General features: G+C 46.1%; 28 protein-coding genes. 11 read left to right on the forward strand and 17 right to left on the reverse strand.

Translation table 11 applies throughout. The annotated features are described in order from the left end of the window. Positions 1–2 precede the first annotated feature (2 nt). The gene (gene ilvM, locus AACT19_RS23050; protein ID WP_017077311.1) at positions 3–287 is read right to left on the reverse strand and encodes an acetolactate synthase 2 small subunit; all 285 of its coding nucleotides are present in this window, start codon (positions 285–287) and stop codon (positions 3–5) included. 1 nt (position 288) lies between these two features. Continuing rightward, positions 289–1,935: an acetolactate synthase 2 catalytic subunit gene (ilvG, locus tag AACT19_RS23055; RefSeq protein ID WP_017107540.1), complete on the reverse strand. Its 1,647-nt coding sequence runs from the start codon at positions 1,933–1,935 to the stop codon at positions 289–291. A 472-nt stretch (positions 1,936–2,407) separates the two neighbouring features. Here ilvG and AACT19_RS23060 point away from each other — a divergent pair, with 472 nt between their 5' ends. Beyond that, positions 2,408–3,931, forward strand: a complete 1,524-nt coding sequence (locus tag AACT19_RS23060) for a YifB family Mg chelatase-like AAA ATPase (RefSeq protein WP_017095707.1) — start codon at positions 2,408–2,410, stop codon at positions 3,929–3,931. Between the two features lie 141 nt (positions 3,932–4,072). Here AACT19_RS23060 and AACT19_RS23065 read toward each other — a convergent pair whose 3' ends face one another. The 6 genes from AACT19_RS23065 to AACT19_RS23090 all read right to left on the reverse strand — a co-directional run bounded on the left by AACT19_RS23065 (position 4,073) and on the right by AACT19_RS23090 (position 9,189). Then, positions 4,073–5,026: a DUF2860 domain-containing protein gene (locus tag AACT19_RS23065; protein WP_065682719.1), complete on the reverse strand. Its 954-nt coding sequence runs from the start codon at positions 5,024–5,026 to the stop codon at positions 4,073–4,075. Between the two features lie 139 nt (positions 5,027–5,165). Then, a complete protein-coding gene (locus AACT19_RS23070; RefSeq protein WP_004735755.1) occupies positions 5,166–5,765 on the reverse strand; it encodes a thiol:disulfide interchange protein DsbA/DsbL in 600 nt (199 codons plus the stop codon). A 55-nt stretch (positions 5,766–5,820) separates the two neighbouring features. Next, positions 5,821–6,807, reverse strand: a complete 987-nt coding sequence (locus tag AACT19_RS23075) for a serine/threonine protein kinase (protein WP_004735756.1) — start codon at positions 6,805–6,807, stop codon at positions 5,821–5,823. A 74-nt stretch (positions 6,808–6,881) separates the two neighbouring features. Next, on the reverse strand, positions 6,882–8,300 hold the full coding sequence (gene ccoG / locus AACT19_RS23080) for a cytochrome c oxidase accessory protein CcoG (RefSeq protein ID WP_004735757.1): 1,419 nt from the start codon (positions 8,298–8,300) through the stop codon (positions 6,882–6,884). A 326-nt stretch (positions 8,301–8,626) separates the two neighbouring features. Then, on the reverse strand, positions 8,627–8,890 hold the full coding sequence (locus AACT19_RS23085) for a YihD family protein (RefSeq protein WP_004735759.1): 264 nt from the start codon (positions 8,888–8,890) through the stop codon (positions 8,627–8,629). 131 nt (positions 8,891–9,021) lie between these two features. After that, on the reverse strand, positions 9,022–9,189 hold the full coding sequence (locus tag AACT19_RS23090) for a hypothetical protein (RefSeq protein WP_004735761.1): 168 nt from the start codon (positions 9,187–9,189) through the stop codon (positions 9,022–9,024). A gap of 283 nt (positions 9,190–9,472) precedes the next feature. Between AACT19_RS23090 and AACT19_RS23095 the strand changes: the two genes are divergently transcribed. Both AACT19_RS23095 and trhA read left to right on the forward strand, forming a co-directional pair. Further along, the gene (locus AACT19_RS23095) at positions 9,473–10,264 is read left to right on the forward strand and encodes a sporulation protein (RefSeq protein ID WP_076648950.1); all 792 of its coding nucleotides are present in this window, start codon (positions 9,473–9,475) and stop codon (positions 10,262–10,264) included. Between the two features lie 108 nt (positions 10,265–10,372). Continuing rightward, positions 10,373–11,026, forward strand: a complete 654-nt coding sequence (trhA, locus tag AACT19_RS23100; protein ID WP_004735763.1) for a PAQR family membrane homeostasis protein TrhA — start codon at positions 10,373–10,375, stop codon at positions 11,024–11,026. On the opposite strand, the gene AACT19_RS23105 is transcribed toward trhA, so the two are convergent. The 6 genes from AACT19_RS23105 to def all read right to left on the reverse strand — a co-directional run bounded on the left by AACT19_RS23105 (position 11,023) and on the right by def (position 17,597). Beyond that, on the reverse strand, positions 11,023–11,625 hold the full coding sequence (locus tag AACT19_RS23105; RefSeq protein ID WP_076648952.1) for a DUF3157 family protein: 603 nt from the start codon (positions 11,623–11,625) through the stop codon (positions 11,023–11,025). The two genes, trhA and AACT19_RS23105, sit on opposite strands and share 4 nt — an antisense overlap. 27 nt (positions 11,626–11,652) lie before the next feature. Beyond that, complete coding sequence (locus AACT19_RS23110) at positions 11,653–13,098, reverse strand: TrkH family potassium uptake protein (protein WP_017087275.1); 1,446 nt, start codon at positions 13,096–13,098, stop codon at positions 11,653–11,655. Positions 13,099–13,193: 95 nt separating this feature from the next. Then, positions 13,194–14,570, reverse strand: coding sequence for a Trk system potassium transporter TrkA (gene trkA / locus AACT19_RS23115; RefSeq protein ID WP_004735766.1), 1,377 nt, complete (start codon positions 14,568–14,570; stop codon positions 13,194–13,196). A gap of 110 nt (positions 14,571–14,680) precedes the next feature. Continuing rightward, a complete protein-coding gene (rsmB, locus tag AACT19_RS23120) occupies positions 14,681–15,961 on the reverse strand; it encodes a 16S rRNA (cytosine(967)-C(5))-methyltransferase RsmB (RefSeq protein WP_076648954.1) in 1,281 nt (426 codons plus the stop codon). Between the two features lie 119 nt (positions 15,962–16,080). Then, entirely contained in the window at positions 16,081–17,046 is a 966-nt protein-coding gene (fmt, locus tag AACT19_RS23125; RefSeq protein WP_065608188.1) for a methionyl-tRNA formyltransferase, read from the reverse strand. 38 nt (positions 17,047–17,084) lie between these two features. Beyond that, entirely contained in the window at positions 17,085–17,597 is a 513-nt protein-coding gene (def, locus tag AACT19_RS23130; protein ID WP_004735769.1) for a peptide deformylase, read from the reverse strand. A 140-nt stretch (positions 17,598–17,737) separates the two neighbouring features. Between def and AACT19_RS23135 the strand changes: the two genes are divergently transcribed. Genes AACT19_RS23135 through AACT19_RS23150 form a run of 4 tightly spaced genes read left to right on the forward strand, consistent with a single transcriptional unit; the run spans position 17,738 to position 21,000 of the window. Continuing rightward, positions 17,738–18,829, forward strand: a complete 1,092-nt coding sequence (locus AACT19_RS23135) for a LysM peptidoglycan-binding domain-containing protein (protein WP_076648958.1) — start codon at positions 17,738–17,740, stop codon at positions 18,827–18,829. Then, entirely contained in the window at positions 18,826–19,938 is a 1,113-nt protein-coding gene (gene dprA, locus AACT19_RS23140; RefSeq protein ID WP_076648960.1) for a DNA-processing protein DprA, read from the forward strand. The genes AACT19_RS23135 and dprA overlap by 4 nt, the downstream gene beginning before the upstream one ends. Before the next feature lie 3 nt (positions 19,939–19,941). After that, positions 19,942–20,418 (forward strand): DUF494 family protein, encoded by a 477-nt coding sequence (locus tag AACT19_RS23145; protein ID WP_004735774.1) that lies wholly within the window; start codon positions 19,942–19,944, stop codon positions 20,416–20,418. A gap of 12 nt (positions 20,419–20,430) precedes the next feature. Further along, entirely contained in the window at positions 20,431–21,000 is a 570-nt protein-coding gene (locus AACT19_RS23150) for a DNA topoisomerase family protein (RefSeq protein WP_017080840.1), read from the forward strand. A gap of 87 nt (positions 21,001–21,087) precedes the next feature. Here the strand turns inward: AACT19_RS23150 and AACT19_RS23155 are convergent, their stop codons facing one another. Beyond that, the gene (locus AACT19_RS23155) at positions 21,088–22,218 is read right to left on the reverse strand and encodes a 5-(carboxyamino)imidazole ribonucleotide synthase (protein WP_076648962.1); all 1,131 of its coding nucleotides are present in this window, start codon (positions 22,216–22,218) and stop codon (positions 21,088–21,090) included. A 5-nt stretch (positions 22,219–22,223) separates the two neighbouring features. Further along, positions 22,224–22,709, reverse strand: coding sequence for a 5-(carboxyamino)imidazole ribonucleotide mutase (gene purE / locus AACT19_RS23160; RefSeq protein WP_004735777.1), 486 nt, complete (start codon positions 22,707–22,709; stop codon positions 22,224–22,226). 195 nt (positions 22,710–22,904) lie between these two features. Here purE and AACT19_RS23165 point away from each other — a divergent pair, with 195 nt between their 5' ends. From AACT19_RS23165 to AACT19_RS23180, 4 genes are all read left to right on the forward strand, one after another. After that, entirely contained in the window at positions 22,905–23,462 is a 558-nt protein-coding gene (locus tag AACT19_RS23165; RefSeq protein WP_076648964.1) for an L-threonylcarbamoyladenylate synthase, read from the forward strand. Between the two features lie 19 nt (positions 23,463–23,481). Then, complete coding sequence (hemF, locus tag AACT19_RS23170) at positions 23,482–24,399, forward strand: oxygen-dependent coproporphyrinogen oxidase (protein WP_076648966.1); 918 nt, start codon at positions 23,482–23,484, stop codon at positions 24,397–24,399. A gap of 72 nt (positions 24,400–24,471) precedes the next feature. Further along, a complete protein-coding gene (gene aroE, locus AACT19_RS23175) occupies positions 24,472–25,302 on the forward strand; it encodes a shikimate dehydrogenase (RefSeq protein ID WP_076648968.1) in 831 nt (276 codons plus the stop codon). Positions 25,303–25,319: 17 nt separating this feature from the next. Further along, complete coding sequence (locus AACT19_RS23180) at positions 25,320–25,589, forward strand: DUF1488 family protein (RefSeq protein WP_076648970.1); 270 nt, start codon at positions 25,320–25,322, stop codon at positions 25,587–25,589. Here AACT19_RS23180 and AACT19_RS23185 read toward each other — a convergent pair. Next, positions 25,586–26,131: a gamma carbonic anhydrase family protein gene (locus AACT19_RS23185; RefSeq protein WP_004735783.1), complete on the reverse strand. Its 546-nt coding sequence runs from the start codon at positions 26,129–26,131 to the stop codon at positions 25,586–25,588. The genes AACT19_RS23180 and AACT19_RS23185 overlap by 4 nt on opposite strands. Between the last annotated feature and the right edge of the window lie 407 nt (positions 26,132–26,538).

Here is a 26,538-nt window from a genome sequence, read left to right on the forward strand (position 1 = left end):
CCTTATGCGTTTATCTTTTGCTGTAAGTTGTTGTTTGGCAATTCATTACGACTGATAGAGATAACGTCAACGGAACGTACATCCCACAGCTTTTCGATTTGGTTTACCAAAAAAGAGATCGGACGGTCACTGTCGACAATGATCTCTACACTCGCCACCTTGCTTTCGTGGTTTTGAGTGCCCGCGACTTGCTTAACGATGAAGCCACGGTGACGGATAACACGAAGAACACGCTCTAGTAGTACTGGCTTATCATCGGCTTTGATGTCTAATAGGTATCTTTTCATGTTATGTGTTCTCCAACATCTCACTGTTTGAAGCACCTGGCGGTACTAATGGCCATACGTTTTCTTCTTCATCGATAAGAACATGAAGTAGGTAAGCGGTTTTGCTTTCTAGCATCTCTTTCAATGCTGGCTCTACTTCTTCTTTACGCGTGATGGTTTTGCCCGGGATATCAAATGCTTTCGCGAGCATGACGAAGTCAGGGTTGTCATCCAAGATGGTTTCACTGTGTCGGCCATCAAAGAACAGAGATTGCCATTGGCGAACCATGCCCAAGCGAGAGTTATTCAGAAGCACCATCTTCACTGGGATCTGACGACGCTTTAGCGTGCCAAGCTCTTGTATATTCATCATGAATGAACCGTCACCAGAGATAAGAATCGATTGGTCATCAGGACGGCCAACCGATGCACCCATAGCGGCTGGTAAACCAAAGCCCATAGTGCCTAGACCGGCTGAGGTGATGAAGTTTTGAGGATCGCGAGGCTGAATGTGCTGAGCGGCCCACATCTGATGTTGGCCAACATCCGTCGAAATGATAGAGCTTGCTGGCATCATGTCTGATAACTGCTTTAGCAGTAGTGGAGCAAAGATCAGATCACCAGGGTGGTCATAGCGCCACTTGAATGAGCTACGAAGGCCTTCTGAGTGGTGAACCCAAGATGAGATGTCTTGGCTCAGTTCTAGTTGAGGCAGGATCTTGTTGATGTCACCGCGAATTGGCGCATCAGCAAGGCGCAGTTTACTGAACTCTGCCGCATCGATATCGATATGGATAACTTTTGCGTGAGGAGCAAAAGTATCAAGCTTACCTGTTACTCGGTCATCAAAACGAGCGCCAACAACAATCAACAGGTCACTTTCTTGAACCACTAGGTTAGCGGCTTTAGTGCCGTGCATACCAAGCATGCCAAGGTAGTGCGGGTCGTCACGTTCGATAGTGCCTAAGCCTTTCAGTGTGCTTACGGCCGGCATTGGGTTAAGGCGTAAAAACTCGCGAACTGCATCGGTTGCTTTCGCCAGTTGAACGCCACCACCTACGTATAAAACAGGACGAGTCGCTTGAGACAGGAAGTATTGAGCTTGTTCAATAGCATCCGTTGTCACAACAGGAATGGCTGGTGGTGTAAATTCAGGAAGAATTTTTACAGGGGATTCGGCTAGTTGAACATCTTTAGCGATATCGACAATAACCGGACCGGGACGCCCTGCTTTTGCAACGATAAATGCTTCAGCCAATGTTGGCGCAAGATCTTCAATATCGGTAACGAGGTAGCTGTGTTTAGTACATGACAGAGACATACCAATCACATCCATTTCTTGGAATGCATCGGTACCGATGTGGGAGCTAGCAACTTGACCAGTGATAGCGACGAGTGGGATGGAGTCCATAAAGGCATCAGCAAGACCTGTTACTAGGTTAGTCGCGCCTGGGCCTGATGTTGCCATACAAACAGCCACGTCTTGTGTTGCACGCGCCATACCAATGGCAGCCATTGCAGCACCTTGTTCATGGCGACAAAGGATGTGTTCAACACCGCCGTCATAAAGTGCATCGTAGATTGGCATGATGGCACCACCTGGGTAACCAAATACGATCTCAATGCCTTGTTGCTTGAGTGCGGATACGACTAGTTCTGCGCCTTTCATCGTAATCCCTCCGTATTACCTTTATTTTGGTCATTGTTTCCGTTGTCTTTGCACATCTTGTGCTCCCATTCTTCCTGTAAATCGGCAAGGCCGAAAATAATAAAAATTATAAAAATCGAATCGCTAAATTAGAAAAAACCCCCGGACTTTTCAGTGCGGGGGTTTTTTCTAATTCGTGGTTACTTTCTTCCCACTCGCCCCCGCGCAGTCTTAATAATGACTACGATAATCAGGTTAATCAGTGCGTAAATGCGAGCGTTAAAAATCATAATATTCGAGTTTTCTCGTTTATTGTCTTCAGTAAAAGTCTACATCTCTAGTGTTATCACACAAATCTGCAGTATGACAAGGAAAATGTCATTCTTTTTTCACATTAAAACACCATTCCACCAAGCTATATAACAACCTTATCGCTTTGGTGAGCAACGAATACCCAGAGCGAATACTTTTAAATCAAAGACAAAGGAAAGTTATGGGACTCGCGATAATTCACAGCCGGGCTAGTGTGGGAGTAGAGGCACCAGAAGTGACCGTTGAAGTGCATATAAGCAACGGTATGCCTGGGTTTACATTGGTGGGGCTACCTGAAACGACGGTCAAGGAATCTAAAGATCGAGTCAGGAGTGCCATCATCAATTCTCGCTTTGAATTTCCATCGAAAAGGATCACGGTCAACCTCGCGCCTGCTGATTTACCTAAGGAGGGAGGCCGTTTTGATCTGCCAATCGCGCTTGGGATTTTGGTGGCGTCAGATCAGCTTCCGACATCAAAAATAGCTCAACATGAATTTATCGGTGAGTTGGCATTGTCAGGAGAACTTCGCTCGGTAAAGGGCGTTCTGCCTGCGACGTTAGCCGCCGATAGTGTCGAACGATGCTTAGTGGTTCCACACCACAATGGTGATCAGGCAGCCTTAGTCGGCAAGGGGGCTCATAAATCAGCGCAAACCTTGCTAGAGGTTTGTGCGGATATGTGTGGCCAGGCTCAGCTTGGTTTATATCGAACCGAGCATCATCATGTCGATGTGTCTGATAATCGTGACTTACAAGATATTATTGGCCAGCAGCAAGGTAAGCGAGCACTGGAGATCGCCGCAGCGGGCAACCATAACCTGCTTTTTCTCGGCCCGCCCGGAACTGGAAAAACCATGTTGGCTTCTCGATTGCGCGATTTGTTACCTGAGATGAGTGATGACGAGGCGATGGAAACGGCTTCGGTGGCTTCTTTAACGCAACAAGAGATCAATCAATACAACTGGAAACAACGACCTTTCCGTTCTCCACACCATTCGAGTTCGATGGCAGCATTGGTCGGTGGTGGCTCGATACCTCGCCCCGGTGAGATATCTTTGGCGCATAATGGCTTATTGTTTCTTGATGAGATGCCAGAGTTTGAGCGTAAGGTGCTTGATTCACTGCGAGAGCCGCTAGAGTCGGGTGAAATCATTATCTCCCGTGTCGCGGGTAAGACTCGTTTTCCGGCTCGCTTTCAATTAGTCGGTGCACTTAACCCAAGCCCAACAGGTTATTACGAGGGCAATCAAGCTCGAGCGAACCCGCAAATTATCCTGCGTTATCTCAATCGTTTATCCGGCCCCTTGCTGGATCGATTCGATATGTCATTGGAGATCCCTCTATTGCCCAAAGGTATGTTAGCCGAAGGAGGCGATCGTGGAGAAACCACTCAAGTCGTGAAGCAAAGGGTTAAGCATGCTCGTGAGTTGATGTTATCTCGAAACCATAAGTCGAATGCACTGTTAGGTAGCCGAGAAATTGAAAAGTATTGCCCATTGCGACGCGAAGATGCGGAGTTTCTCGAGACCGCACTGCATCGATTAGGTTTATCGATTCGTGCCTATCATCGAATCATCAAGGTAGCGCGAACTATTGCAGACTTAGAGGGTAATGAGCAGATTGAAAAGAAGCATTTATCGGAGGCGCTTGGCTATCGAGCGATGGATCGCTTGCTGAAACAACTTTCAGCTCAAGCTGTGTAGTCATACCAATCGTAGTAAACAACGGGTCATTTATTTACTGTGATTGGTATAAAAACAAGAAAGCCTGCTTTTTATGCAGGCTTTCGTTGTTATGAACCAATTGTTATGAACTAATGGTTATGAGCGAGTAGTGATGCCTAACTAGAACTTGTAGTTCAGGCCAACTGAAACGATATATTGAGACTCGTCGTAGAAGGTAATGTTCGAGTCGCTGGTGCCGTAGCCCGCCAGTGAAACAAATGACCAGTTGTCCCAGTTCATGAATTGCTCATATTCATACGCGGCGAATAGGTTGATATTGTCGTCGCTGCGTTTCTTTTGGAAAGTAATGCTGCTGGCATCGTAAGAGCGTTGGTTGTAACCCGCTGTTAGTGCGTACTGGTGACGCCCCATGCCACCAAATAAGCTTACCTCACCACCGAATTGGTCGTAAGACTCAGCTTTACCATCAGCATCACGTGTTTGATAGATAACGGATGGAATAAGCATCATGGTACGACTGAGTGGCAGGCGATATTGACCTTTCAAGTAGAGCGTATTGGCATCTCGTTTGAGAGCTTCTTCAACCTGATCTTCTTCCACGTCTTTAGTCGCGTAAGCCATGTCTAGCGAGAATGCAGAACCTGCGATGCTACTTAATTTCAAACGAAAGGCGTTGCCGGTCTCATCAGTTTTGGTGCGAGAAATGCCTTCAGCGTAAGGGTTTGCCCAAGTCTCACCTGACATGATGGTTGGCAGAAGTGACGCGTCGATGGTCATGCCTGACTCTAGTTGGTATTTATAGCCAACCTCCAGCACTACAGTACCGGTTGCCACATCATCACGAGCAGTACCTGTGTACACCTGGTGATTTAGCTTCTCACCAAAGGTGTAAGCGACACTGCCTAAAGGTGCGACAAGAAATGAGCTCTCAGATGAGGCTTTCTGTGTATTTGACGAAATGGTGCTATCAGCATCGGTATTAAAGTTTGAGGTGGAAGAGGCAACCCCGGTATTGATAGATATTTCACCACTGAAACCTTGTTCGTCTGCAAGCTTGGCAAAAGCGGGAGAGGCTGCAACGCTCAATGCGAGAAGAGTTATTTTTATTTTCATTCAAGGGCTCCTTGCCCACCGGTTCTTAGGACGGGTTATTAATAGCAGTAAAGCTTTAAATTTCCAGGTTAATTATTTATCAATGATGATTTTTGAACAAGCAAAAAAAAGGAAGCCGAAGCTTCCTTTAATCATTACCTTACTTCTTTAATAAGAAGTTAACCAGTTCGAAGTACTCATCGAGAGAGTTAATGCCTTGAGCGTCAATCAGGTAGCGGTTGTTTACTACAACTGCTGGAACGCCTGACAAGCCGCTGTCTTTGAATGCTTTGTCGAAACGACGAACCATAGAATCTACTGCAAAGCCGTTGTATGCCGCATCGAATTTCTTAGCATCAACGCCTTCATCTAGGAAGATTTGACGCAGTTCTGCTTCATCGCGTGGTGGCTTGTTCATGGTGTGGATGCGGTTAAACATCACTGGCACCATTTTATCTTCAACTTTCAGTGCAATCATGGTCGCGTAAGCTTTGCTCATTGGCAGACCCATGTTGCCACCCATGAATGATACATGGTTCTTCTGTAGCTTAGCGTCTTTAGGTAGCTGTTGTTTTAGCTGCTGGATGATTGGCTCAAAGCTATTACAGTGTGGGCAGTAAAAAGAGAAGAACTCTGTCACCATTGGTTTTTTTGATGCTTCTAGATCGAGAACTTTGTAGTGTTCACCTTCGTTAAATTTCGCAGCGTGAGCTGAAAGGCTCAACATGATCAATGAGAAAAATGCGAATAGCTTTTTCATTTATCCAATCTCCATTATGTTTGAATTTTTATCTAGTTGTATGTTGCGATTGCTGTTACCACTGAGGCATTAACGAAAGTGGTGGCTCTTGCAGGGTAGCAATTTGCTCTTTACAAGCAAGTACTTGTTGCTCCCAATATTTCGGATCATTAAACCATGGGAAGGCCAAAGGAAACGCCGGATCGTGCCATCGTTTCGCCAACCATGCCATGTAATGCACCATACGTAGACCGCGCAGAGGTTCGATTAGTTTCAGTTGCGCGGTATTAAAATCGCAAAACTCTTGATAACTCTCTAGCAGAATATCCAGTTGCATCATTTTATCTTGGCGTTCGCCGTTAAGCAGCATCCACAGATCTTGAACAGCAGGACCATTACGCGCGTCATCAAGATCGACGAACATTGGCCCGTCGCGCCACAAGATATTGCCCGGGTGGCAGTCGCCATGGAGACGAATGTTGTCAATGTTACTTGGCCACTGGCTCTCTAGCTCTTTGATCAGAAGGTCGACGTCATTGAAGAACGCGTTCTCTAGGTGCGTTGGGATAAACTGAGAGTTCTCTAGAATCTTACGTGGCTGATAAAGGTATTCATCTAAGCTGATGGTCGGGCGATGCTGAAATGTTCTTCCAGCACTGGCTTTATGAATACGACCAAGGAAGCGTCCAACGCCTTCCAATTGATCTAGATTGTCGACTTCATATTGTCTGCCACCGACGCTTTCAAACAGTGCAAATAGATAGCCTTGATATTCATGCAAGGTTGCGCCGTTGATTCGCATAGGTGGAGCAACCGGTAACTCTTGTTCGATCAACTCTAACGCGAAGTCGTGCTCTTCTTGGATCTGTGCGGTGTTCCAACGCTGCGGACGATAAAACTTAACGACGTAGCGTTTACGGTCTTCATCGGTGAATTGATACACCCGGTTTTCGTAGCTGTTGAGAGCGAGAAGCCCGGATTCAGCACGAACTCCAATGCTCTCCAGTGCGTACCACATGAAGTCAGGAGTCAGGTTATCAAAGTTAAAGGCTTGCATCGTCATAGAATAAAAAAGGCTCATTACTGAGCCTTTTTCCATTTATTGGGGTGTTATACCAAGCACTAAGGTGGCTGGTATCAGAGCTTCTTGATAAAGCGGCTTTCGACTTCCATCGTAAACTCTTCATTATCCGAGAGTATAAACTGAATTGTCGAAACTGGTGAGCTCAGTTTTTCTGGATCGACGCCTAAGCTGATAGGAAGGTTTAAAACCTCACCTGGGTCTACGGTAATCGTTTGTTTACCGTACCAGATAGAATCTGGTAGCCCGCTGACATCAAGCTTGTACTCTTGCTCTTGCTGAGTTTTGTTGATTACTTTCAAGTTGTAAGTATTTTCGACAAGCCCTTGGCTATTGATTCTAAATAGCTGGTTTCTATCTCGTAGAACACTTAAGCCTGCAGGATCAACACTCGCTATCTGTGCGAAGAACAAACCCAGCATGACGATCAATATAGCGCCATAACCTAGCAGCTTAGGACGCATCACCTTGGTTGTGTGACCATCGAGCCTGTGTTCGGTGGTGTAGTTGATCAGGCCTTTGTCATAACCCATACGTTCCATGGTGTTGTCGCAGGCATCAATACACGCGCCACAGTTAATACACTCGTATTGCAGGCCGTCACGGATATCGATACCCGTTGGGCACACTTGAACGCATAAATTACAGTCAATACAGTCGCCTAGACCAAGTTCTTTTGGATCGGCTTTACGAGAGCGAGGGCCGCGGCTTTCACCTCGTTCAGTGTCGTAACCCACGATGAAGGTATCTTTATCGAACATTGCCGATTGGAAACGCGCGTAAGGACACATGTGCAGACAAACAATAGAACGCATCCATCCCGCATTCGCATAAGTACACCCAGCAAAGAACAATACCCAAAACACCGGCCAGAAAGTCGAGTTAAAGGTAAAGAAGCCAACCACCAGCTCTTTGATCGGGATGAAATAACCGACAAAGGTTAAGCCCGTCGCAATCGCAATCGCCCACCACGCGATGTGTTTGATGGTTTTTCTTAGAATTAAATTGCTCGTCAGTTTGCCCGAGTCTTGTTTTCTTCGCTTATTGGCTGCACCTTCCAGTTTCTCTTCGAACCAGATGTACATGAAGGTCCAGACGGTTTGCGGGCATAAATAACCACACCAGACTCGCCCTAAGAAGGTGGTTATGAAGAATAAGCCAAACGCAGCAATCATAAATAGGATGGCGAGTAGGGTCAGATCTTGTGGGTATAACGTGGTGCCAAAGAAGTTGAACTGCTGGCTACCGATATCGAGCAAGATCGCTTGTCGTTCACCAAATGGAATCCATGGGATAAGCGCAAAAAGTAAAAGTAAGAACCAACCGCCGTAACGACGAAGTTGTTGGAATTTACCTTTGCTTTCTCGAACATAGATTCGGTTACTTGGGTTAAATCGATCTCCATTACCTTTATGTGTTTTTGGGTTAAAGGTTTTAGGAGTCACATCTTTGATGTCGATTTTATCCTGACTCATGGACTATCCTTTTTGTGGCTTGTTTGCCCGGTTAAGTCGGGCATGACGACATTACTTGAAAGTATGGTTTAGAGAACCTGTAGAAATTGAGCTTGGTGCATTTGTTGGTATCGCACTCACTCTTATTATTTTAGAAGATTCTTATGGATGGCGATTATAACGACAATCTTGTTCTCATTTCTTTAACGCTATCAACCTTTAACAACAAAAGTCATAACAGTTGTGACGAAAAAATAGCGAACAGAAACAAAAAAGCGACCGAGTGGTCGCTTTTCGAAATTGATTGTTTTATTTATACGGCAATTGAGTTCTAACCAAATAGGCGATTAAAGAAGGCCACGCGCTTTTAGAATTGCCGTTTTGAAATCATCTTCTTGGTCTTTTTTAAGACCTGGGATCATTTCATCTTTTTCGCTGTTACGCATTTTTAGATGGTAGATAAGAACATCGTCAGTCAGCTCTTCTAGCTTGCCTTGGTAGCCTGCTTCGTTTGATAGCTTAATGATGAACTCTAATAGGTTAAGCTCTTGATCTTTCTGCCACTCAGGCTCCATCAGTTCAAGCAGTTCCTCAATGCGGTGACACTTCATACTTTACTTCTCCACAAATTTTATAATGATTTGTGGTTAAGGTATCAAATCGGGTAGGGAATACCAATGTGTAAAGGCATTTCAAGACGGGACTGGGCAAGAAAAAAGCGCAGTAAAAACTGCGCTTTTCGTTAAGCGGCTTTAATTACTTTTGTTGCAGTCGGTGCTAATAAAGCAGTCTTCTGAACGAGAGTCATTGTAGGAGCCAATTTCTTAGCCGTTGGAGCAGCAACAAAGCCACTACGACGACGCATCGCACTACGGTTGGTGTGCGAGAACCTGACAGCTGTTGGGCGCATTAATTTACCTAACGGTCAGGCATATCCATTGCCAATCTAATGGCCTGACTTATCATGAGCTTCGCTTCAATTACTTGAAGAGTCACTCGTCTGGCTTTCGCCAATCCGAAAAATAAATCAGGATAATGATATGCATGCATATCAAGGCTTAGATTATCACTATCTAAGTTATCGATCGACGCCTGAGTGATAATTAAACGATATTAGAGCTAAAATAGTGTGAGCAGTATATTTGAGTTTGAACCTCTTTCAGGCTTAAGATGATGCTTTAAAGGAGGTGCATATGTCGTTCTTAAAGAAAACGTTAGCTAGTTTTGGTATTGGATCTGCCAAAGTGGATTCTGTATTGCAACAGGAAGTGCTTTACCCAGGCAAGAAGGCGAGCATTATTGTGTATGTCTATGGTGGCGCTCAGCCACAAGAAATCGACAACATCGATCTCAACTTGTGCTGTCGTTACGTCAAAGAAGTCACCATGAACTCGCAAAGGCAAGAGGGCGGTCATAAACGCCGAATGCACCAGACGTACTCGTTGGCTAAATGGAGCCTGCCGTATGCCTTTGTGATTCAGCCGGGAGAAACCCGTGACTTTGAATGTGAGTTTGATGTACCGCTGAATACACCAGTCACGATTGGTGATTCAAAGGTGTGGCTGGAAACCGGGTTGGATATTGCGATGGCGATTGACCCATCGGATAAAGACACCTTAACGGTTCGTCCTGATGCACTCCTCGACGGCATCTTTAACGAGCTTGAAGCTCAAGGGTTGCGGATACGCCAAGTGGAGTGTGAAGCGGTCGATGGCTTTGAACTGCCGTTTGTCCAAGAGTTTGAGTTTGTGCCGACTACTGGCCCTTATCATGGTCGCTGGCGTGAGCTTGAGGTTGTTGCTCATCGTGGTGAGACCGAACTTAAGTTGTGGTTTGAGATAGACCGCAATCGCGATGGCGCAAAAGGTATGTTGGCGAGCTTGCTGGGAATGGGTCAACTACAGCGTCAATTGAGTGTCCCGCTTGATACCTCACCAGAAGACGCCGGTAAGATGGTGGTCGAGTATTTAGAAAACGCGTCTTAGCTGAATCGCACATTTTATAAGTCATTTTGTCATAAAAATTTAAGCTTACACGTGTAAGCTTAATGTGTAATACTGGGTCAATCGAACATTTACTCTAGTAGGATACTCATGTCTGCATCATCAGCCAGCGAATACAGTGACATCGAAGAACGCGCTAATGCGATAACCCATGGTTTGGGCGTCGTACTTGGCGTAGTGGGCCTGATCCTGTTACTGATTCGTGCGTTTGATTACCAAGCCGACATGCTTACTGTTGCCAGTATGGCGGTGTATGGCAGCAGTATTATTCTGCTCTTTCTTGCTTCCACGTTGTACCACTCGATCACCACTGAGAAAACCAAGCGCTTACTCAAAACGCTCGATCACTGTGCTATTTATTTGCTGATCGCGGGCAGTTACACGCCGTTTCTTTTGGTGGGCTTAAGAACCCCATTAGCGATGGGCTTGATGGCGGTGATCTGGGGGATTGCGCTGGTGGGCATCATCATGAAGATTGCCTTTGTTTACCGATTCAAGCGCTTATCGCTGTTCATTTACTTAGCGATGGGTTGGCTATCTTTGATTGTTGTTTATCAATTAGCGATGAACATCGATATAGGTGGTTTGGTGTTACTGGCGGTTGGCGGGGTGATTTACTCGCTGGGTGTCATTTTCTATGTGGCAAAACGCATCCCTTATAACCATGCCATCTGGCACCTGTTTGTGTTGGCGGGCTGCGCTTGCCACTTCTTCGCTATCTATCTGTTCGTGACACCAGTTTAGCGGGCAACGACTTCGATAATCTCGGCTTTAATCTGATATTCAGGGTGCTCTGCTAGGTCGAGTTCTATCAACTTACCTTCTTCAGCTGTCTTTGGTCGCAGGTAAGTGTCAGCCATTCGTTTGATTGATTTCCAGACCGCGACTTCTTGTTGTGCCAGTAACTCACCTTCTGCGGTAAATACGCTGATGTTAAGTGATACCAAAATGACAGCTTGAGTGCCTTGGTTGGTGATGGCTGTCGGAATGATAAGCTCACCACCTTCATAGCGGCTCGCGCCTAATACGACATCCACTCCTGATTGAGACAGTTGCAAGCTTGGCTTTTTACTATTAACCACAATCGTAGTACCACGTGTACTGGTTGCAACTGGGATTGCGACTACGGGTACAGCTGCGACTGGCGCCGTCGCTACCGCTGAAGTTATCTCTGTCGTTGTTGTTTCTTCTGTTTTATTTTCTGCCACATACTGCCAAGTAAAATCGTCTTTTAGTAACACTTGCTTGCCATCAGGCAATGTGACCATTTGATCAGCAAAGGCAGAACTTACGAATACTGAGTTTGCGAGCAATGCGCTAGCGAGAAGTACGTATGATTTCATCTGTGTTTCCTTGATTTTTTTGCTTGGTTAGCGTCGCCAAAAGGCTGGGAAAAATAGAACAATGAGCGTCAGTATCTCGAGTCGTCCCATTAGCATTCCTAAACTTAGCAACCATTTAGCGGCGTCTGGCAGTGGAGCAAAGTTCCCGGTTGGACCGATCACGCTGCCCATGCCTGGGCCTACATTGGCAACGGCTGTGATAGCGCCAGATATACTGGTCACAGGATCAAGTCCCATCGCGCTCAAGCCGCCTGCAATTAAGATAATCGTGATAAAGAACATCAAACCAAATGCCACGAGTGAACGCACAATATCGTCATTCACCGGTCGCTGATTGTAGCGTTGAACAAACACGCCTGATGGGTGAATTAGCTTCATCATTTGTTTGTGGAGCATGGTCATCGCGATCTGGAAACGGAAGATTTTAATACCGCCAGAGGTTGAACCCGAGCAAGCGCCCGCCATCATTAGGAATGCAAACAAAGTAGTTGGCAGTGCACCCCAGGCGGTGAAGTCTTCTAAGCCAAAACCGGTTGTGGTGACGACTGATACGATGTTGAACATCGAAACACGCATCGCATCCATAACAGTGTAGCCATCTCTAACCACCAACCATGTTGATATTACGGCGCTGGTGAACAAGAACAGGTACGTGAAACCTCTCACTTGCGCGTCTTTGTAGAGGATTGAGAGTTTTCGGCCTCGCAGTGCGCTAACAAACAGTAAGAATGGCAGTCCACCAAGGAACATGAACAGTGTTCCCACCCAGTGAGCACTGTTGGAGAAGTGGTTCATCGATCCATCTGAGGTTGAGTAACCCCCCGTCGACAGTGTTGTGAACGCGTGATTGATCGCGTCAAAGATGCCCATGCCTGCAAACAAATAGCTAATGATGCATAAACCAGTCAGAACCAGATAAACCGCTACGATGTTCTTCGCGACGGTTTTTGCTCGTGGGCTGCTTTTATCTGACCAATCGGATGATTCGGTTTGGAACAGGCGCATACCACCAACGTTGAGCATTGGTAGAACTGCTACCGCCATCACGATAAAGCCGATGCCGCCTAACCATTGCAGTATAGAACGCCACAACAGAATGCTTGGTGCCATGCTGTCTAAGCCGCTTAATACGGTTGAGCCTGTCGTGGTGATACCTGACATGGTTTCGAAGTAGGCGTCCGTAAAGCTGATGTGGTTAATGAAGACAAAGGGCAGGGCGGCAAAGGCGCTGGCAATTGTCCAAACCAAAGAGGTGATAAGGAACATGTCCCGCACCCCAAGTCGGAACTTAGCGGAGCGGCCCAAGCTCAAGCAGATGAACGCCACAATGTGCGTGATCACTACCGATTGACCAAACTCGAGGAAGCCACCGGTGCCAGTAAAAAAGGCAACCAATGTGGGGATGTACATGAAAAGGGCGAGTTTTGATAACACTAACCCTATCACTAATAATATCGGACGAAAGTTGACCATAGCTTAATAGACCATAGCTTTAATTGATTACAGCTTTGTGCCGGAGCGCCGTTCTCACAAAAGAAAGTTGCGAGAAGAAGCTCACGAGAACAAGGCTATAAGAAGAACGGGCTCGGTTGGAATAGAGACTCAACATCCGGTACGTATTTCTTGTCCACTAGGAACATCACTACGTGGTCATCCTGTTCGATTACGGTTCTATCGTGCGCGATAAGCACCTCTTCTCCGCGAACAATCGCACCAATAGTGGTGCCCGGTGGCAGTTTGATGTCGCCAATCGCTCGGCCAACGACTTTAGATGTGGTCTCGTCACCGTGAGCAATGGCTTCAATCGCCTCTGCAGCGCCGCGACGTAGAGAGGATACGTTAACAATATCAGCACGACGAACGTGAGTAAGCAACGCAGAAATCGTCGCTTGCTGTGGAGATATCGCAATATCAATCACGCCACCTTGAACAAGGTCGACATAAGCGCCACGCTGAATCAGCACCATTACTTTCTTGGCACCCATTCGCTTCGCCAGCATCGCTGACATGATGTTGGTTTCATCTTCATTGGTTAGAGCAATGAACACATCAACTTGATCGATGTTCTCTTCGGTCAGCAGTTCTTGGTCGGCTGCATCACCACAGAATACGATGGTGTTTTCTAATTCTTCAGATAGCTTCTCGGCGCGAGTATAGCTGCGCTCGATAAGCTTGATGCTGTAGCTTTGCTCAAGGCGTTTTGCCAAGCTTGCACCAATGTTACCACCGCCAACAATCATGATGCGACGATACGGTTTCTCTAGACGCTGAAGCTCACTCATTACTGAGCGGATGTGGTTACTCGCTGCCACAAAGAAAACCTCATCATCGGCTTCAATGATGGTAGTGCCTTGTGGACGAATAGGGCGACCTTGACGGAAAATAGCGGCTACACGAGTATCAATGTGCGGCATGTGCTCACGCAAAGCAGACAGTGCGTTACCGACCAGTGGGCCACCGTAGTAGGCTTTTACTGCGACTAGGCTAACCTTTTGTTCAGCAAAGCTCACAACCTGCAGTGCACCTGGGTATTGAATCAGGCGCTCGATGTAGCTGGTGACGAGTTCTTCTGGGGCAATCAAATGATCGACCGGAATCGCCCCTGATTTGAAGAGTGCTTCTTTCTCTTCTAAATACTGTGGAGAGCGGATACGGGCAATTCGGTTTGGCGTATTAAACAGAGAAAAGGCAACCTGACATGCGGCCATGTTGGTTTCATCCATGTTGGTTACGGCAACCAACATGTCGGCATCTTGCGCGCCCGCTTCACGTAGTGTGTTCGGGTGGCTAGCATAACCGTTTACAACTCTAAGGTCGTATTTGTCCTGAAGTTCACGAAGTCGGTCGGCATTACGGTCGACGATCGTGATGTCATTGTTTTCACCTACTAGGTTTTCAGCAAGGGTACCGCCAACTTGTCCAGCACCTAGAATAATGATCTTCATAGCCTTTCTCTTATTTTTTGCCGTTGTAATTCTAGTGATCTCTTTTCGCTTTGATAATGCACTAGAAAGAAACAGCGGCTAAGAAATAAATTCTTAGCCGCTGTTAGTTGTTATGCCTGTTTTACTAGAACTGCGTAGTAGAAGCCATCCATATCTTCTTCACCAGGTAGTATTTGACGACCCGGTTTTTCGATATCAGACCCAACTAGCGTTGCGTTCTCGGTACGCTCTAAGAAGGCTTTCACTTGCAGTACGTTTTCTTGCGGCGTGATAGAACATGTCGCATAAACCATGGTGCCGCCTTCTTTTAGCTGGCGCCACATTGCATCCAAAATCTCACTTTGCAGCTCTGCTAGAGCATCAATATCAGATGCACGGCGTAGCCACTTAATGTCAGGGTGACGGCGAATTACACCCGTCGCTGAACATGGAGCATCAAGTAGGATGCGGTCGAACTGGCTGCCTGTCCACCACTCTTCAGGGTAGCGAGCATCACCACAGATTACGTCGGCACGTAGTTGTAGGCGTTCAAGGTTATCGTAAACGCGGTCTAGGCGTTTAATATCACTGTCGATTGCAACCACTTCAGTGTCTTGAGTATGTTCAAGAATGTGTGCAGTTTTACCACCAGGTGCTGCGCAGCAATCTAGGATTAGCTCACCATCTTTTGGTGTTAGGAAATCAACGGACAACTGAGCTGCAGCATCTTGCACAGATACCCAGCCTCTGTCGAAGCCAGGAAGCAAAGTAACGTCACAAGGTGAGGCTAATTTTATGGCATCAGCTGCTTCAGGGTGCAGTGTGTATTCAATGTTTTCGTTTTTAAGCAGTTCAACATACTCGTCACGAGTGTGGTGTTGGCGGTTTACGCGCAGCCACATTGGTGCCTTGTTATTGTTTGCTTCAACCAATTGCTCCCACTGATCTGGGTAGCTCTCTTGAAGTATTTTTAGAATCCAGCTTGGATGGCTGTATTTACCCGCATTGTGGCTAACGGCTTTCTCGTCTAGTTCTTCTTGATCGCGCAGATAGCTGCGAAGTACGGCATTGATCAAACCACTGAGGCTTGGGCCACGCAGTGTTTTGGTTGCTTCAACTGTTTCAGCAACGGCGGCATGCGAAGGAATTCGCATAAAGCCCAACTGATAAATGCCTACTAAGATCAGGTGATGGAAGACGCGCTTTTTACCTTTAAGCGAGTTTTCCATCAGTTCGTTAGCGATTGACTCTAAGCGAGGCAGGTAACGAAGTGCGCCGTAGCAAATCTCTTGCAGTAGAGCATGGTCTCGCGGACGGATCGTTTTTTGAGCCGCAGGGAGAGCGTGTGAAAGAGAGTGGCCTTTATCGACAACTTGGAATAGGACATTTGCAGCAGCAGCGCGAACATTCATGAGGGGTACCGAATATTTATTTGAATACATGAGGGCATCTCTGCCCTCGTAAAGGTTTTCTAAACTGTGTTTTTACAAGCTACACATTTTTAAGTGCATATTGAGTAGCTTTAAAGCGGTTAAGAAAGTTGAGTACCAACTTCAAACCAGCTTGCACGTGAGTTCAAGATGTCTTGAACTGACATGGCTTTTTTACCTGGAACTTGCAGTTGTTCCAAAACCAGTACTTTGTCGCCAGTCGCAACATAGATCCCCGTTTTATCTGCTTTGATGATTGAGCCAGCTGGCGCAGATGTTGATTCTTCATCAACACGTGTCTGCCAAACTTTAATGCTTTTTTCATCATTAGAGCTGCTATCAGTAATCGCAAAGTGGCTCATTGGCCATGGGTTGAAAGCGCGCACACAACGTTCGATGTGTTCTGCACTGTCATTCCAATCAATTTTAGCTTCGTCTTTGCTCAGCTTCTTCGCGTAGTTAGCAAGTTCGTCGTCTTGCTTCTCAGCAACGGCTTTACCAGAAGCGATGTCAGCTAAACACTCAACAAGAGCATCAGGGCCAAGGCCAGCCAACTTCTCGTACATTGACGCGCTAGTATCTGTCGCTTCGATTGGCAGCGTTGCGATGCTTAGCATATCACCGGTATCTAGGCCGATATCCATCTGCATGATCGTCACGCCTGTCTCTTTATCACCCGCCCAGATAGAGCGTTGAATCGGAGCAGCACCACGCCAGCGTGGTAGGATTGAACCATGCACGTTGATACAACCCAAGCGAGGCGTATCTAATACAGCTTGTGGAAGAAGCAAGCCGTAAGCGACAACAACCATGATGTCAGCATTCAAATCTGCTAGCTCTTGCTTAGCCTCATCTGACTTGAAGTTTTCTGGTTGGTAAACCGGAATATTGTTTTCAAGTGCGATGTTTTTTACTGGGCTCGCAGTCAGTTTTTTACCGCGGCCTGCTGGACGATCTGGCTGTGTGTAAACAGCAATAACTTCATGCTCCGAAGACAACAACGCCGCCAAATGACGGGCGGCGAAATCCGGAGTACCTGCGAAGACAATTCTTAAAGATTGACCCAAGGTAGACTTCCTTCTTAATTTAGTAATAGCAGCGGTTATTAACCTTGTTTCTCGTTGAAACGTTTAATCTTCGCTAGCTTATCTTGAATACGTTTGCGCTTTAGTGGCGATAGGTAATCAACAAACAACTTGCCTTCTAGGTGGTCAAGTTCGTGCTGAACACAGATAGCCAGAAGGTCGTCAGCGTCGAATGTGAATTCGTTGCCTTCACGGTCTAATGCTTTAACCGTTACTTCTGCAGCGCGAGGGACTAGAGCTCGAGCGCCTGGTACAGATAGACAGCCTTCTTCGATACCATCTTCGCCACGTTTGTCGGTAATTTCAGGGTTGATCAGAACCATAGGCTCGTCACGTGTTTCTGAAATATCGATAACAACGATGCGCTGGTGGAAATCTACTTGCGTTGCAGCAAGGCCGATACCTTCTTCGTCGTACATGGTTTCAATCATGTCATCAACGAACTTTTGAATCTCTGGGGTAACTTCTTTTACCGGTTTCGCCACGGTACGTAGACGATCATCTGGTAATGTTAATACTTGTAATACAGACATATACACTCGAAATATTGAACTGTGCCGAAACAGCTTAAACCTTGTTGGCTCAATTCTAGACATTTTAGAGGTCAAATGACAGCATCCTGAAGGTAATTCTCTAATCAGATGTCATATATTCAGACCAAGGAACCTAGGTCATGCGTCATTTTTCTCCCACTTTTTCTCTTATTTGTGCCTCGTTTTCGTTCGCCGTTACGGCTGAAAATAGTGAGCAACCTTTAACCATTAAACAAGATGCACCTCAGGCCTATGTGGTGGTTAAGGGGGATACCTTATGGGATATTTCCGCGATGTATCTCGATAGCCCCTGGTTGTGGCCAAGGCTATGGCAGGTAAACCCTGAAATAGAAAACCCTCACCTGATTTACCCCGGAGATAAATTGTCTCTGGTTTGGATTAATGGCGAGCCTGTGTTGAGCCTCAAACCCGTCATAAAGCTAAGCCCTAAGATTCGTGTATCAGAGAAGAAAGCGGTGCCTACCGTGAATGAGGGGTTGGTTCTGCCGTATCTGCAATCTGACCGCTTGGTTGAGCAGCAAGATATCCAGTCAGCGCAACGAGTGTTAGGGACCAGTGATGGCAAACGCTTCTTATCGGGTGAAGACCGATTGTTTATTTCGGGAAACCAGCAGCATCAAAAATGGGGTATCTACCGTGCCGTCGAGACTTATCAAAGGCAACAACCTCAAGCGAATATTACCTCTTTGCGTTTGGTCGCCACGGCGCGCTTGAAAGAGGTGGATGCTGAGTTCAGTAGTTTACAGATAGAGACTCAACTGCAAGAGGTGTTACTTAATGACCTCGTGTTACCAGAACTTGGCGTTGATCAGGTGAAGCTCTCAACCACATTTTATCCAGCGCCTAGTGCTGCGGGGCAGTTTGCTAATATCTTGGGTTCATTAGATGGCAGCCAATATAGTGCAAAGAATCAAGTGGTCGTTATTAATAGAGGCTCAAAGGACAATCTTCGCCAAGGCTCTATGTTTACCCTCAGCGAAAGCGGCGCTGTGGTGTTTGGTAAGCAAGGCGAATACAGCTACAAAGAGTCTGCGGCGAGCGATAAGGTGCAATTGCCAAGTACCTCACTCGGTAGCTTGATGGTCATTCGTCCTTATGGGTATTTTAGCTTGGCCTTGATCACTCAGAGCTCTAAGCCTGTAAGTAATGATATTCTTGCGGTATCGCCTTTGGATCTGGCTTTGAAGGAAGAAGCTAAGGGCACCGAGTGAATGAGCAACAACTGAGTGCTTGGCTAACTCTAAGTTTTGTTCCGCAATTGGGTGGCAAGCGCCTTTCTCGACTGCTGAGCATTGATTCCCCTTCGAATATTGTTGGTTACTCAAGTCAGCAACTGCAAGCGCTTGGTTTGTCTGCCAAGCAAATTGCCTATCTAAGAGATCAAGCCCCAAGAGAAGTGGAGGCTTGCCTAGAGTGGCAAGCAAGACAACCCAACCATCACATCATTACCCCGAATTGCTCGCATTATCCCAAACTACTGAATGAGACCGCCTCCGCGCCAAGCGTGCTTTTTGTTAAAGGTCACGTTGAAAAACTGATTGAGCCTCAAATCGCTATGGTCGGCAGTCGCAATGCCAGTCTCGAAGGGTTGCAAACCGCGAAGTCCTTCGCCAAAGAGTTCGTCCAAAACGGTTTGATTGTCACCAGTGGCTTAGCGCTCGGTATCGATGGCTATGCTCATGATGGTGCTCTAGATAAAGGAGGGGAAACTTTTGCTGTATTGGGTTCGGGTTTGGATTCCATTTATCCTGCGCGACACAGAAATTTAGCTGATAGGATCTGTGAAAATGGTGCGTTGATTTCAGAGTTTCGCCCAAGTGCCAAGCCACGACCTGAACATTTCCCTCGCCGTAACCGTATTATAAGTGGGTTATCGCTCGGAACCTTGGTGGTTGAAGCGGCTGAGAAGAGTGGTTCTTTGATTACAGCTCGCTATGCCATGGAGCAAGGCCGAGAGGTGTTTGCGCTTCCTGGCTCTATTCATAACCCAACCAGTCGAGGAGGTAATAGCTTAATCAAAGCTGGAGCATGCTTGGTACAGAGTGCACAAGATGTTCTGATTGAAATAAAGAGTCTGTTAGACTGGTCTATCGATCAGCAACCCAGCTTGTTCGAACCTACGCCCAGTATGGGGGAAAATGAACAATTGCCATTTCCACAGCTGTTAGCTAACGTAGGGTTAGAGGCGACACCCGTTGATATTTTGGCACAGAGAACCCATATACCTGTGCATGAGGTCATGATGCAGCTTTTAGAGCTTGAGCTCTCAGGGCATGTTGTTGCAGTTTCCGGTGGCTATATTCGAAAGGGGAGAGGCTAAGCTATGATGATGGACATACTGATGTACTTGTTTGAAACCTACATCCATAGCGATTCTGAATTGCAGGTGGATCAAGATGAGCTGGAAGATGAGCTTCTTCGAGCAGGGTTTCACCAAGATGATATTTATAAGGCCCTCCATTGGTTAGAAGATCTTGCGGCATTGCAAGATACTGAGAATCAAGCGGCGATTACTATGTGTTCCAATACCTCGATGCGTATTTATACCAGTCGAGAGATTTCACGTATTAATATGGAGTGCCGAGGTTTCTTATTGTTCCTTGAACAGATCAACGTACTCACGACAGAGATTCGTGAAATGGTGATTGATCGTGTGATGGGGCTTGAGACGAGCGAATTTGAATTGGATGATCTGAAATGGATTATCTTAATGGTGCTATTTAATGTGCCGGGTAATGAAAGTGCTTACACGCAAATGGAAGAGCTGTTGTACACCAAAGAGCAAGGTATCTTGCATTAATACAGGCTTGTCATGAGTAGTAAGATTGATAATCAGCTTTTTTCAGCACATGAACATGCATTAGAGCATGAACCATGTCCACAGTGTGGTGGAGAGCTTCAGCTTCGCCATGGTAAGCACGGCCCATTTTTAGGCTGTAAGCAGTATCCTAGCTGTGATTACATCAAGCCTCTGCATCAAAACGATGGTCACGTAGTGAAAGAGCTGGGTGTGCCGTGTCCTAAATGCCAAAACGAATTGGTATTAAGGCAAGGTCGCTTTGGTATGTTCATTGGTTGTAGTAGCTACCCAACGTGTAATCACATCGAATCTTTGGACCAACCAAAAGAACAACCTGAAGAGCAGCCACTTGTTGCTTGCCCTGAGTGTGGCAGAGGCCATTTGGTTGAGCGTAAATCTCGCTATGGCAAAACCTTTTATGCGTGCGATAACTATCCTAAGTGTAAGTTCGCCGTTAATCAGCCACCTGTTATTGGTCGTTGTGAACAGTGTCAGTTCCCGCTGTTGCTGGAGAAGAAAACGGCCAGTGGCACTAAGAAGCAATGTGCTGATCGCAAGTGTCATCACATTCAATCTCAATAACTTGATGTTATAGACAAAAAAAACGGCGCTCACTGAGCGCCATTTTTATATCCAATGAACTTTTTATATCAATAAGCCAATGTAGGCTTACTGCATTTGCTCAGCAAACTCATGCACAGCAGGGTAGGCTTGCTTATCAAGAATATCAGCCAATGAGCACAACGCTCTTTGCAGCTCTGCGTTGTAGTCAGCGCTCACGTTAATGTGGCCCATCTTACGACCTGCACGCTTCTCTTTGCCATACCAATGAACATGACAGCCACCTTGAGCCAGAATAGCCTCAGGTAGGGTATCTTCACCAAGAATGTTGATCATTGCGGTTGGGCGAATCAGTTTAGTACTGCCTAGTGGCATACCGCACACAGCACGTAGGTGGTTCTCAAACTGACAAGTTTCAGCGCCTTGCTGTGTCCAGTGGCCAGAGTTATGAACACGTGGTGCAATTTCGTTAACCAGCAGTGAACCTTTAACATCAAAGAACTCTAACGCTAGCACGCCAACGTAATCCAAACGTTCTGCAACAGCGGTGAACATGGTTTTCGCTTGCTCTTGCAGTTCAATGTCATCAATCGCTGTCGATAAGCTCAACACGCCATCGGTGTGAACATTTTCAGCCAGTGGATACACTTGAATCTCACCATTGGCGCCACGAGCACCTACCAGTGAGACTTCGCGGTCAAACGGGACAAACTCTTCAGCAACAATCGCTTGGTTGTCTGTTGCAGCGATGCACTCAGCCATTTCTGCCCAAGTCGCGTCAACATTATCTAATGTCTTTAAGCGCCATTGACCTTTGCCATCGTAGCCACCAAGTGTGCTCTTCAATACCATTGGTAAGCCAACGTGAGCGATCGCAGCGTCAAAGTCTTCGCGAGAGTTAATCACGTAGTACTTAGCATTTTTCACGCTTGCTTCGTCTAACAGGGCTTTTTCAAGGCGACGGTCACCGCCAGCTTTGATTGCTTCTGTTGTCGGTAAGAACTTACCGCTGCGCTCACATACCTCAAGAACATCGTGAGGGATATGTTCGAATTCAGCAGTAATGACGTCCGCACGCTCAATCGCATTGTCTAAGCCGTTGCCTAGAATCGCTTGCGTTAATGGGTGAACAATGTTTTTGCTGCCAACATCAAAAGCAGAAATTTCAATATTCAGCGGTGCCCCAGCTAGGGACATCATGCGAGCAAGTTGGCCTGCGCCTAACACAAGAACATGCATGGGAATTAGTCCTCTGCAGGGTTTGGATTAGCCAGAACCGTTTCTGTTTGCTCAGAGCGGAACGCTTCTACTTTTGCCATCACTTCTTCATTGTGAGTACCAATGATTTGAGCTGCTAGGATACCAGCATTGGCAGCGCCAGCTTCACCGATAGCCAAAGTACCTACCGCAATGCCTTTTGGCATCTGTACGATAGAAAGCAGAGAATCCATGCCTTTCAGTGCTTTAGACTGAACAGGAACACCTAAAACAGGTACGCTTGTGAAAGCTGCAGCCATGCCCGGAAGATGCGCAGCACCGCCAGCACCAGCAATAATCACTTTAATACCGCGCTCTTTCGCACTGGTTGCGTAATCAGCAAGCAACTGAGGTGTGCGGTGAGCAGAAACCACTTTTGTTTCGTACGCCACGCCAAACTGATCCAACATTTCTGCAGCTAGCTTCATTGTTGGCCAATCAGATTTAGAACCCATGATAATACCGACAGTCATCTCAAACTCCTTCAGGTACGATTTAATTAGTGATTAGATATTTTGCGCGCATTATACGGGTAAAATTGCTCAAGGAAAACGTTTGCGTCAGTCTAAGTTGTTAATTGATACATTTTATAAACAAATAGCTTTAGTCACAGTGAATGATAATTTGTACACTTAGCGAGTTCGATAACAGAATTAATGAGGCAACCCTTGGATAACTTTCAACATACTTTGCAGGCATTACAACAAGGTGAAGTCATTGCTTACCCGACTGAAGGCGTTTTTGGGGTCGGTTGTGATCCCGATAATCCACAAGCCATTAAGAAATTGCTCGATTTAAAACAGCGGCCGATGGAGAAAGGGTTGATCCTAATTGCTGCGAGTTACGAGCAGTTGCTGCCCTATATTGACGAAAGCCAGTTGACGGAAGCGCAGTTAGCGACCGTAAAAGCAACATGGCCGGGACCAGTGACTTGGATAATGCCAACCAGCGCTAAAGTAACAGACTGGGTTAGCGGCCAGTTTGATTCCATCGCGGTACGAGTGACGGATCACCCTTTGGTTCAAAGAATGTGTAATGAGTTCGGCAAGCCGTTAACCTCGACCAGTGCCAACCTGACTGGCGAGCCGCCTTGTATGACGACTGAAGAAGTTCAACAGCAACTAGGTCAACACTTAGTCGCGATTCTAGAAGGTCAAACGGGTGGTCGTGAGAAGCCAAGCGAAATTAGAGATGCAAAAACGTCGAAAATATTAAGACAGGGTTAAACTCTGCAAAGGAAGAAAGATGTCAGCAATTGATAAAGAAGCAGTAAAACAGTTTTTACTGAGCCTACAAGATTCGATTTGCCAGCAGCTTGAGCAAGCTGATGGTACTGCACTGTTTGAAGAAGATGCATGGCAGCGTGAACCTGGCGAGCGCCTTGGTGGCGGTGGTCGTACTCGCGTGATGACCAACGGTGCGGTATTTGAGCAAGGTGGGGTTAACTTCTCTCACGTAGCGGGTAAGGCTATGCCTGCCTCTGCAACCGCTCATCGCCCTGAGTTAGCCGGACGTAAGTTTGAAGCTATGGGGGTTTCATTAGTTATCCACCCTAAAAACCCATACATCCCAACCTCGCACGCGAACGTTCGCTTCTTTATTGCGGAAAAAGAAGGGGAAGACCCGATTTGGTGGTTTGGTGGCGGTTTTGACTTAACGCCATTTTATCCTTTCGATGAAGACTGCCAATCTTGGCATCAAACCGCTAAAGATCTTTGTGCGCCGTTTGGTGATGATGTTTATCAAGAGCATAAAGAGTGGTGTGATAAATACTTCTACCTGCCTCACCGAGACGAAACACGCGGTGTGGGTGGTCTGTTCTTTGATGATCTGAATGAGTGGGGTTTCGATAAGAGCTTTGCTTATATGCAGGCTGTCGGTGAAGGTTTTGCAGCCGCTTATCTACCAATAGTTGAGCGTCGTAAAGCGACACCTTATAGTGAGCGCGAGCGTGACTTCCAGCTATATCGTCGTGGTCGCTATGTTGAGTTTAACTTAGTGTATGACCGAGGCACCTTATTTGGCCTGCAAAGTGGTGGTCGCACAGAGTCTATATTGATGTCTATGCCACCGTTGGCTCGTTGGGAATATCGCTATGAACCACAAGCGGGCTCACCAGAAGCTCTGCTTTATAGTGACTACCTCAAACCTCGAGTTTGGTAGTTCTTCCTTCCTTATAGGGATAGTGATAGGGTCATCTATATAGATGACCCTTTTTTTCTGTTAGGTAAGGATATGACACAGCAAGTAGATCGTTATGCCGTTTTCGGTAACCCTATTGGGCAAAGCAAATCGCCATTCATTCACACATTATTTGCTCGCCAAACCAGCCAACAACTTACCTATACAGCACTCCAGCCAGAACAAGGTGAATTCATCACTGCTGCTCAAGCATTTTTTAGTGAAGGTGGGAGAGGGTGTAATGTCACTGCGCCATTTAAAGAAGATGCTTATCAGTTCGCTAATCGCCTGACTGAGAGAGCTGAACTAGCAGGTGCCGTAAACACACTTAAGAAGCTCGATGATGGAGAGATCATTGGTGATAACACCGATGGTGAAGGTTTAGTTCAAGATCTTCTTCAACATCAAGTAGTCCTAGAAGGGGCTCGCGTTCTTCTACTTGGTGCTGGTGGTGCTGCTCGAGGAGTGATTCAACCTCTACTCGACCAAAAGCCACAACAGTTGGTAGTCGCTAATCGAACCAGTTCAAAGGCTGAACTTCTGGCTGAGATGTTTTCTTCACATGGAAACATCAAAGGAATGGGGTTAAGTGATGTTAATGAAGGGTTTGATGTCATCATTAACTCGACCTCGTCTGGTCTAAGTGGTCAGCTTCCTGAAATTTCTGAGATTATCTTCAATTCGAATAGTGCTGTTTATGACATGGTTTACGGATCTGGAACGACGGTATTCAATCAGTGGGCATTAGATAACGGTGTTCATGCTGCTTATGATGGCTTGGGTATGCTAGTGGGGCAGGCAGCAGAGAGCTTTATGCTTTGGCGTGGCCTTCGTCCGGGAACAAAACAGATTTTAAGAGAATTACGTAAAAACCTAGAGATGTAATGAGGTATTTATAAAAAATGAATCAATCAATTCTATTTCCTGATATCCAAGATTGGGATGAAGAAAATCAATCAATCATCTTCCCAGCACAGCAGTCGGGTGCACTGATTGAGTGTGTCTTATCTATTGAAGAATTATCACGATTGGCAGGTAAAGAGATAGAAGAGGGCGATCAAGCTTTAGTTATCTTTTCAGAGTTGCGTTTTGATATTGAAGAGCTAGCGGAAGAGTTAATAGAAGAAGAGGAGTATGACTCCTCTAATCGGATTCAGATCAAAGCGCTTTAGACTGGAAGTACAGAGTCTAGATAGTCGTTTTTATTCTGAACATAGTTGTCAGCTGACTTCTGTAAAAAGGCACGCTCTTTATCGTTTAATGGGCGTGCTTGTTTTACTGGGCTTCCTACATAGAGATAACCGCTTTCAAGTACCTTGTTCGGTGGCACTAAGCTACCAGCACCAATCATCACTTCTTCTTTAATAATCACGCCATCAAGCACGATAGCTCCCATACCAACAAGTACACGATCTTCAATTGTGCAGCCATGCAGCATTACTTTATGTCCGATAGTGACATCATTACCTATTAATAGCGGGTAACCCTCAGGGTTTTCTGCATTCTTATGGGTGACGTGCAAAACGCTGCCGTCTTGGATATTCGTTCTATCTCCAATATGAATGTGGTTCACATCTCCTCGAGCTGCAACCAAAGGCCACACGCTAGAGTCGTCACCGATTTTGATATCCCCAACCAGTACCGAACTTGTATCTATATAGACACCTTGTCCAATCTGAGGGGATATTCCTTTATAACTGCGCATTGAACTCATAAATCCTCCTTTATATAGGCACCTTAAGCCCTTAATTAAGGGGAATACTAGTGAAAATGGGGTGCTTTGAACAAAAAACGCTCGAACAATCAAAAAAGTAAGAAAAACTTCAAAAAGGGCTTGCCAGTGTGATCGAAATCTCTATAATGCGACCTCGTTGAAACGGGAAGGCTTCGTAAGAAACCAAAACGAATCAGCAGGTCAAATTAGCCAAGCTAAGCGCTTGAAAAAAGTTTTGAAAATAGTGGTTGACACTAAAACTTAAATCGCTAAAATGGCCGTCCGATTTGAGCGAAGCTCAAAAAGGAAAAGCTCTTTAACAATTTAAACCTATCAATCTGTGTGGGCACTCGTTGATGAATATCAAAACGTTATTACTTAGGTAGTAACAGTTACTTCGGTAACAA

It is taken from the genome of Vibrio sp. 10N.222.47.A9, assembly GCF_963872585.1.
Lineage (GTDB): Bacteria > Pseudomonadota > Gammaproteobacteria > Enterobacterales > Vibrionaceae > Vibrio > Vibrio splendidus.

Coding starts and splice junctions, on each gene's coding strand:
- ilvM (WP_017077311.1), bottom strand. CDS start 287: ATGAAAAGATACCTATTAGACATCAAAGCCGATGATAAGCCAGTACTA.
- ilvG (WP_017107540.1), bottom strand. CDS start 1,935: ATGAAAGGCGCAGAACTAGTCGTATCCGCACTCAAGCAACAAGGCATT.
- AACT19_RS23060 (WP_017095707.1), top strand. CDS start 2,408: ATGGGACTCGCGATAATTCACAGCCGGGCTAGTGTGGGAGTAGAGGCA.
- AACT19_RS23065 (WP_065682719.1), bottom strand. CDS start 5,026: ATGAAAATAAAAATAACTCTTCTCGCATTGAGCGTTGCAGCCTCTCCC.
- AACT19_RS23070 (WP_004735755.1), bottom strand. CDS start 5,765: ATGAAAAAGCTATTCGCATTTTTCTCATTGATCATGTTGAGCCTTTCA.
- AACT19_RS23075 (WP_004735756.1), bottom strand. CDS start 6,807: ATGACGATGCAAGCCTTTAACTTTGATAACCTGACTCCTGACTTCATG.
- ccoG (WP_004735757.1), bottom strand. CDS start 8,300: ATGAGTCAGGATAAAATCGACATCAAAGATGTGACTCCTAAAACCTTT.
- AACT19_RS23085 (WP_004735759.1), bottom strand. CDS start 8,890: ATGAAGTGTCACCGCATTGAGGAACTGCTTGAACTGATGGAGCCTGAG.
- AACT19_RS23090 (WP_004735761.1), bottom strand. CDS start 9,189: ATGCGCCCAACAGCTGTCAGGTTCTCGCACACCAACCGTAGTGCGATG.
- AACT19_RS23095 (WP_076648950.1), top strand. CDS start 9,473: ATGTCGTTCTTAAAGAAAACGTTAGCTAGTTTTGGTATTGGATCTGCC.
- trhA (WP_004735763.1), top strand. CDS start 10,373: ATGTCTGCATCATCAGCCAGCGAATACAGTGACATCGAAGAACGCGCT.
- AACT19_RS23105 (WP_076648952.1), bottom strand. CDS start 11,625: ATGAAATCATACGTACTTCTCGCTAGCGCATTGCTCGCAAACTCAGTA.
- AACT19_RS23110 (WP_017087275.1), bottom strand. CDS start 13,098: ATGGTCAACTTTCGTCCGATATTATTAGTGATAGGGTTAGTGTTATCA.
- trkA (WP_004735766.1), bottom strand. CDS start 14,570: ATGAAGATCATTATTCTAGGTGCTGGACAAGTTGGCGGTACCCTTGCT.
- rsmB (WP_076648954.1), bottom strand. CDS start 15,961: ATGAATGTTCGCGCTGCTGCTGCAAATGTCCTATTCCAAGTTGTCGAT.
- def (WP_004735769.1), bottom strand. CDS start 17,597: ATGTCTGTATTACAAGTATTAACATTACCAGATGATCGTCTACGTACC.
- AACT19_RS23135 (WP_076648958.1), top strand. CDS start 17,738: ATGCGTCATTTTTCTCCCACTTTTTCTCTTATTTGTGCCTCGTTTTCG.
- AACT19_RS23145 (WP_004735774.1), top strand. CDS start 19,942: ATGATGATGGACATACTGATGTACTTGTTTGAAACCTACATCCATAGC.
- AACT19_RS23150 (WP_017080840.1), top strand. CDS start 20,431: ATGAGTAGTAAGATTGATAATCAGCTTTTTTCAGCACATGAACATGCA.
- AACT19_RS23155 (WP_076648962.1), bottom strand. CDS start 22,218: ATGCATGTTCTTGTGTTAGGCGCAGGCCAACTTGCTCGCATGATGTCC.
- purE (WP_004735777.1), bottom strand. CDS start 22,709: ATGACTGTCGGTATTATCATGGGTTCTAAATCTGATTGGCCAACAATG.
- hemF (WP_076648966.1), top strand. CDS start 23,482: ATGTCAGCAATTGATAAAGAAGCAGTAAAACAGTTTTTACTGAGCCTA.
- aroE (WP_076648968.1), top strand. CDS start 24,472: ATGACACAGCAAGTAGATCGTTATGCCGTTTTCGGTAACCCTATTGGG.
- AACT19_RS23180 (WP_076648970.1), top strand. CDS start 25,320: ATGAATCAATCAATTCTATTTCCTGATATCCAAGATTGGGATGAAGAA.
- AACT19_RS23185 (WP_004735783.1), bottom strand. CDS start 26,131: ATGAGTTCAATGCGCAGTTATAAAGGAATATCCCCTCAGATTGGACAA.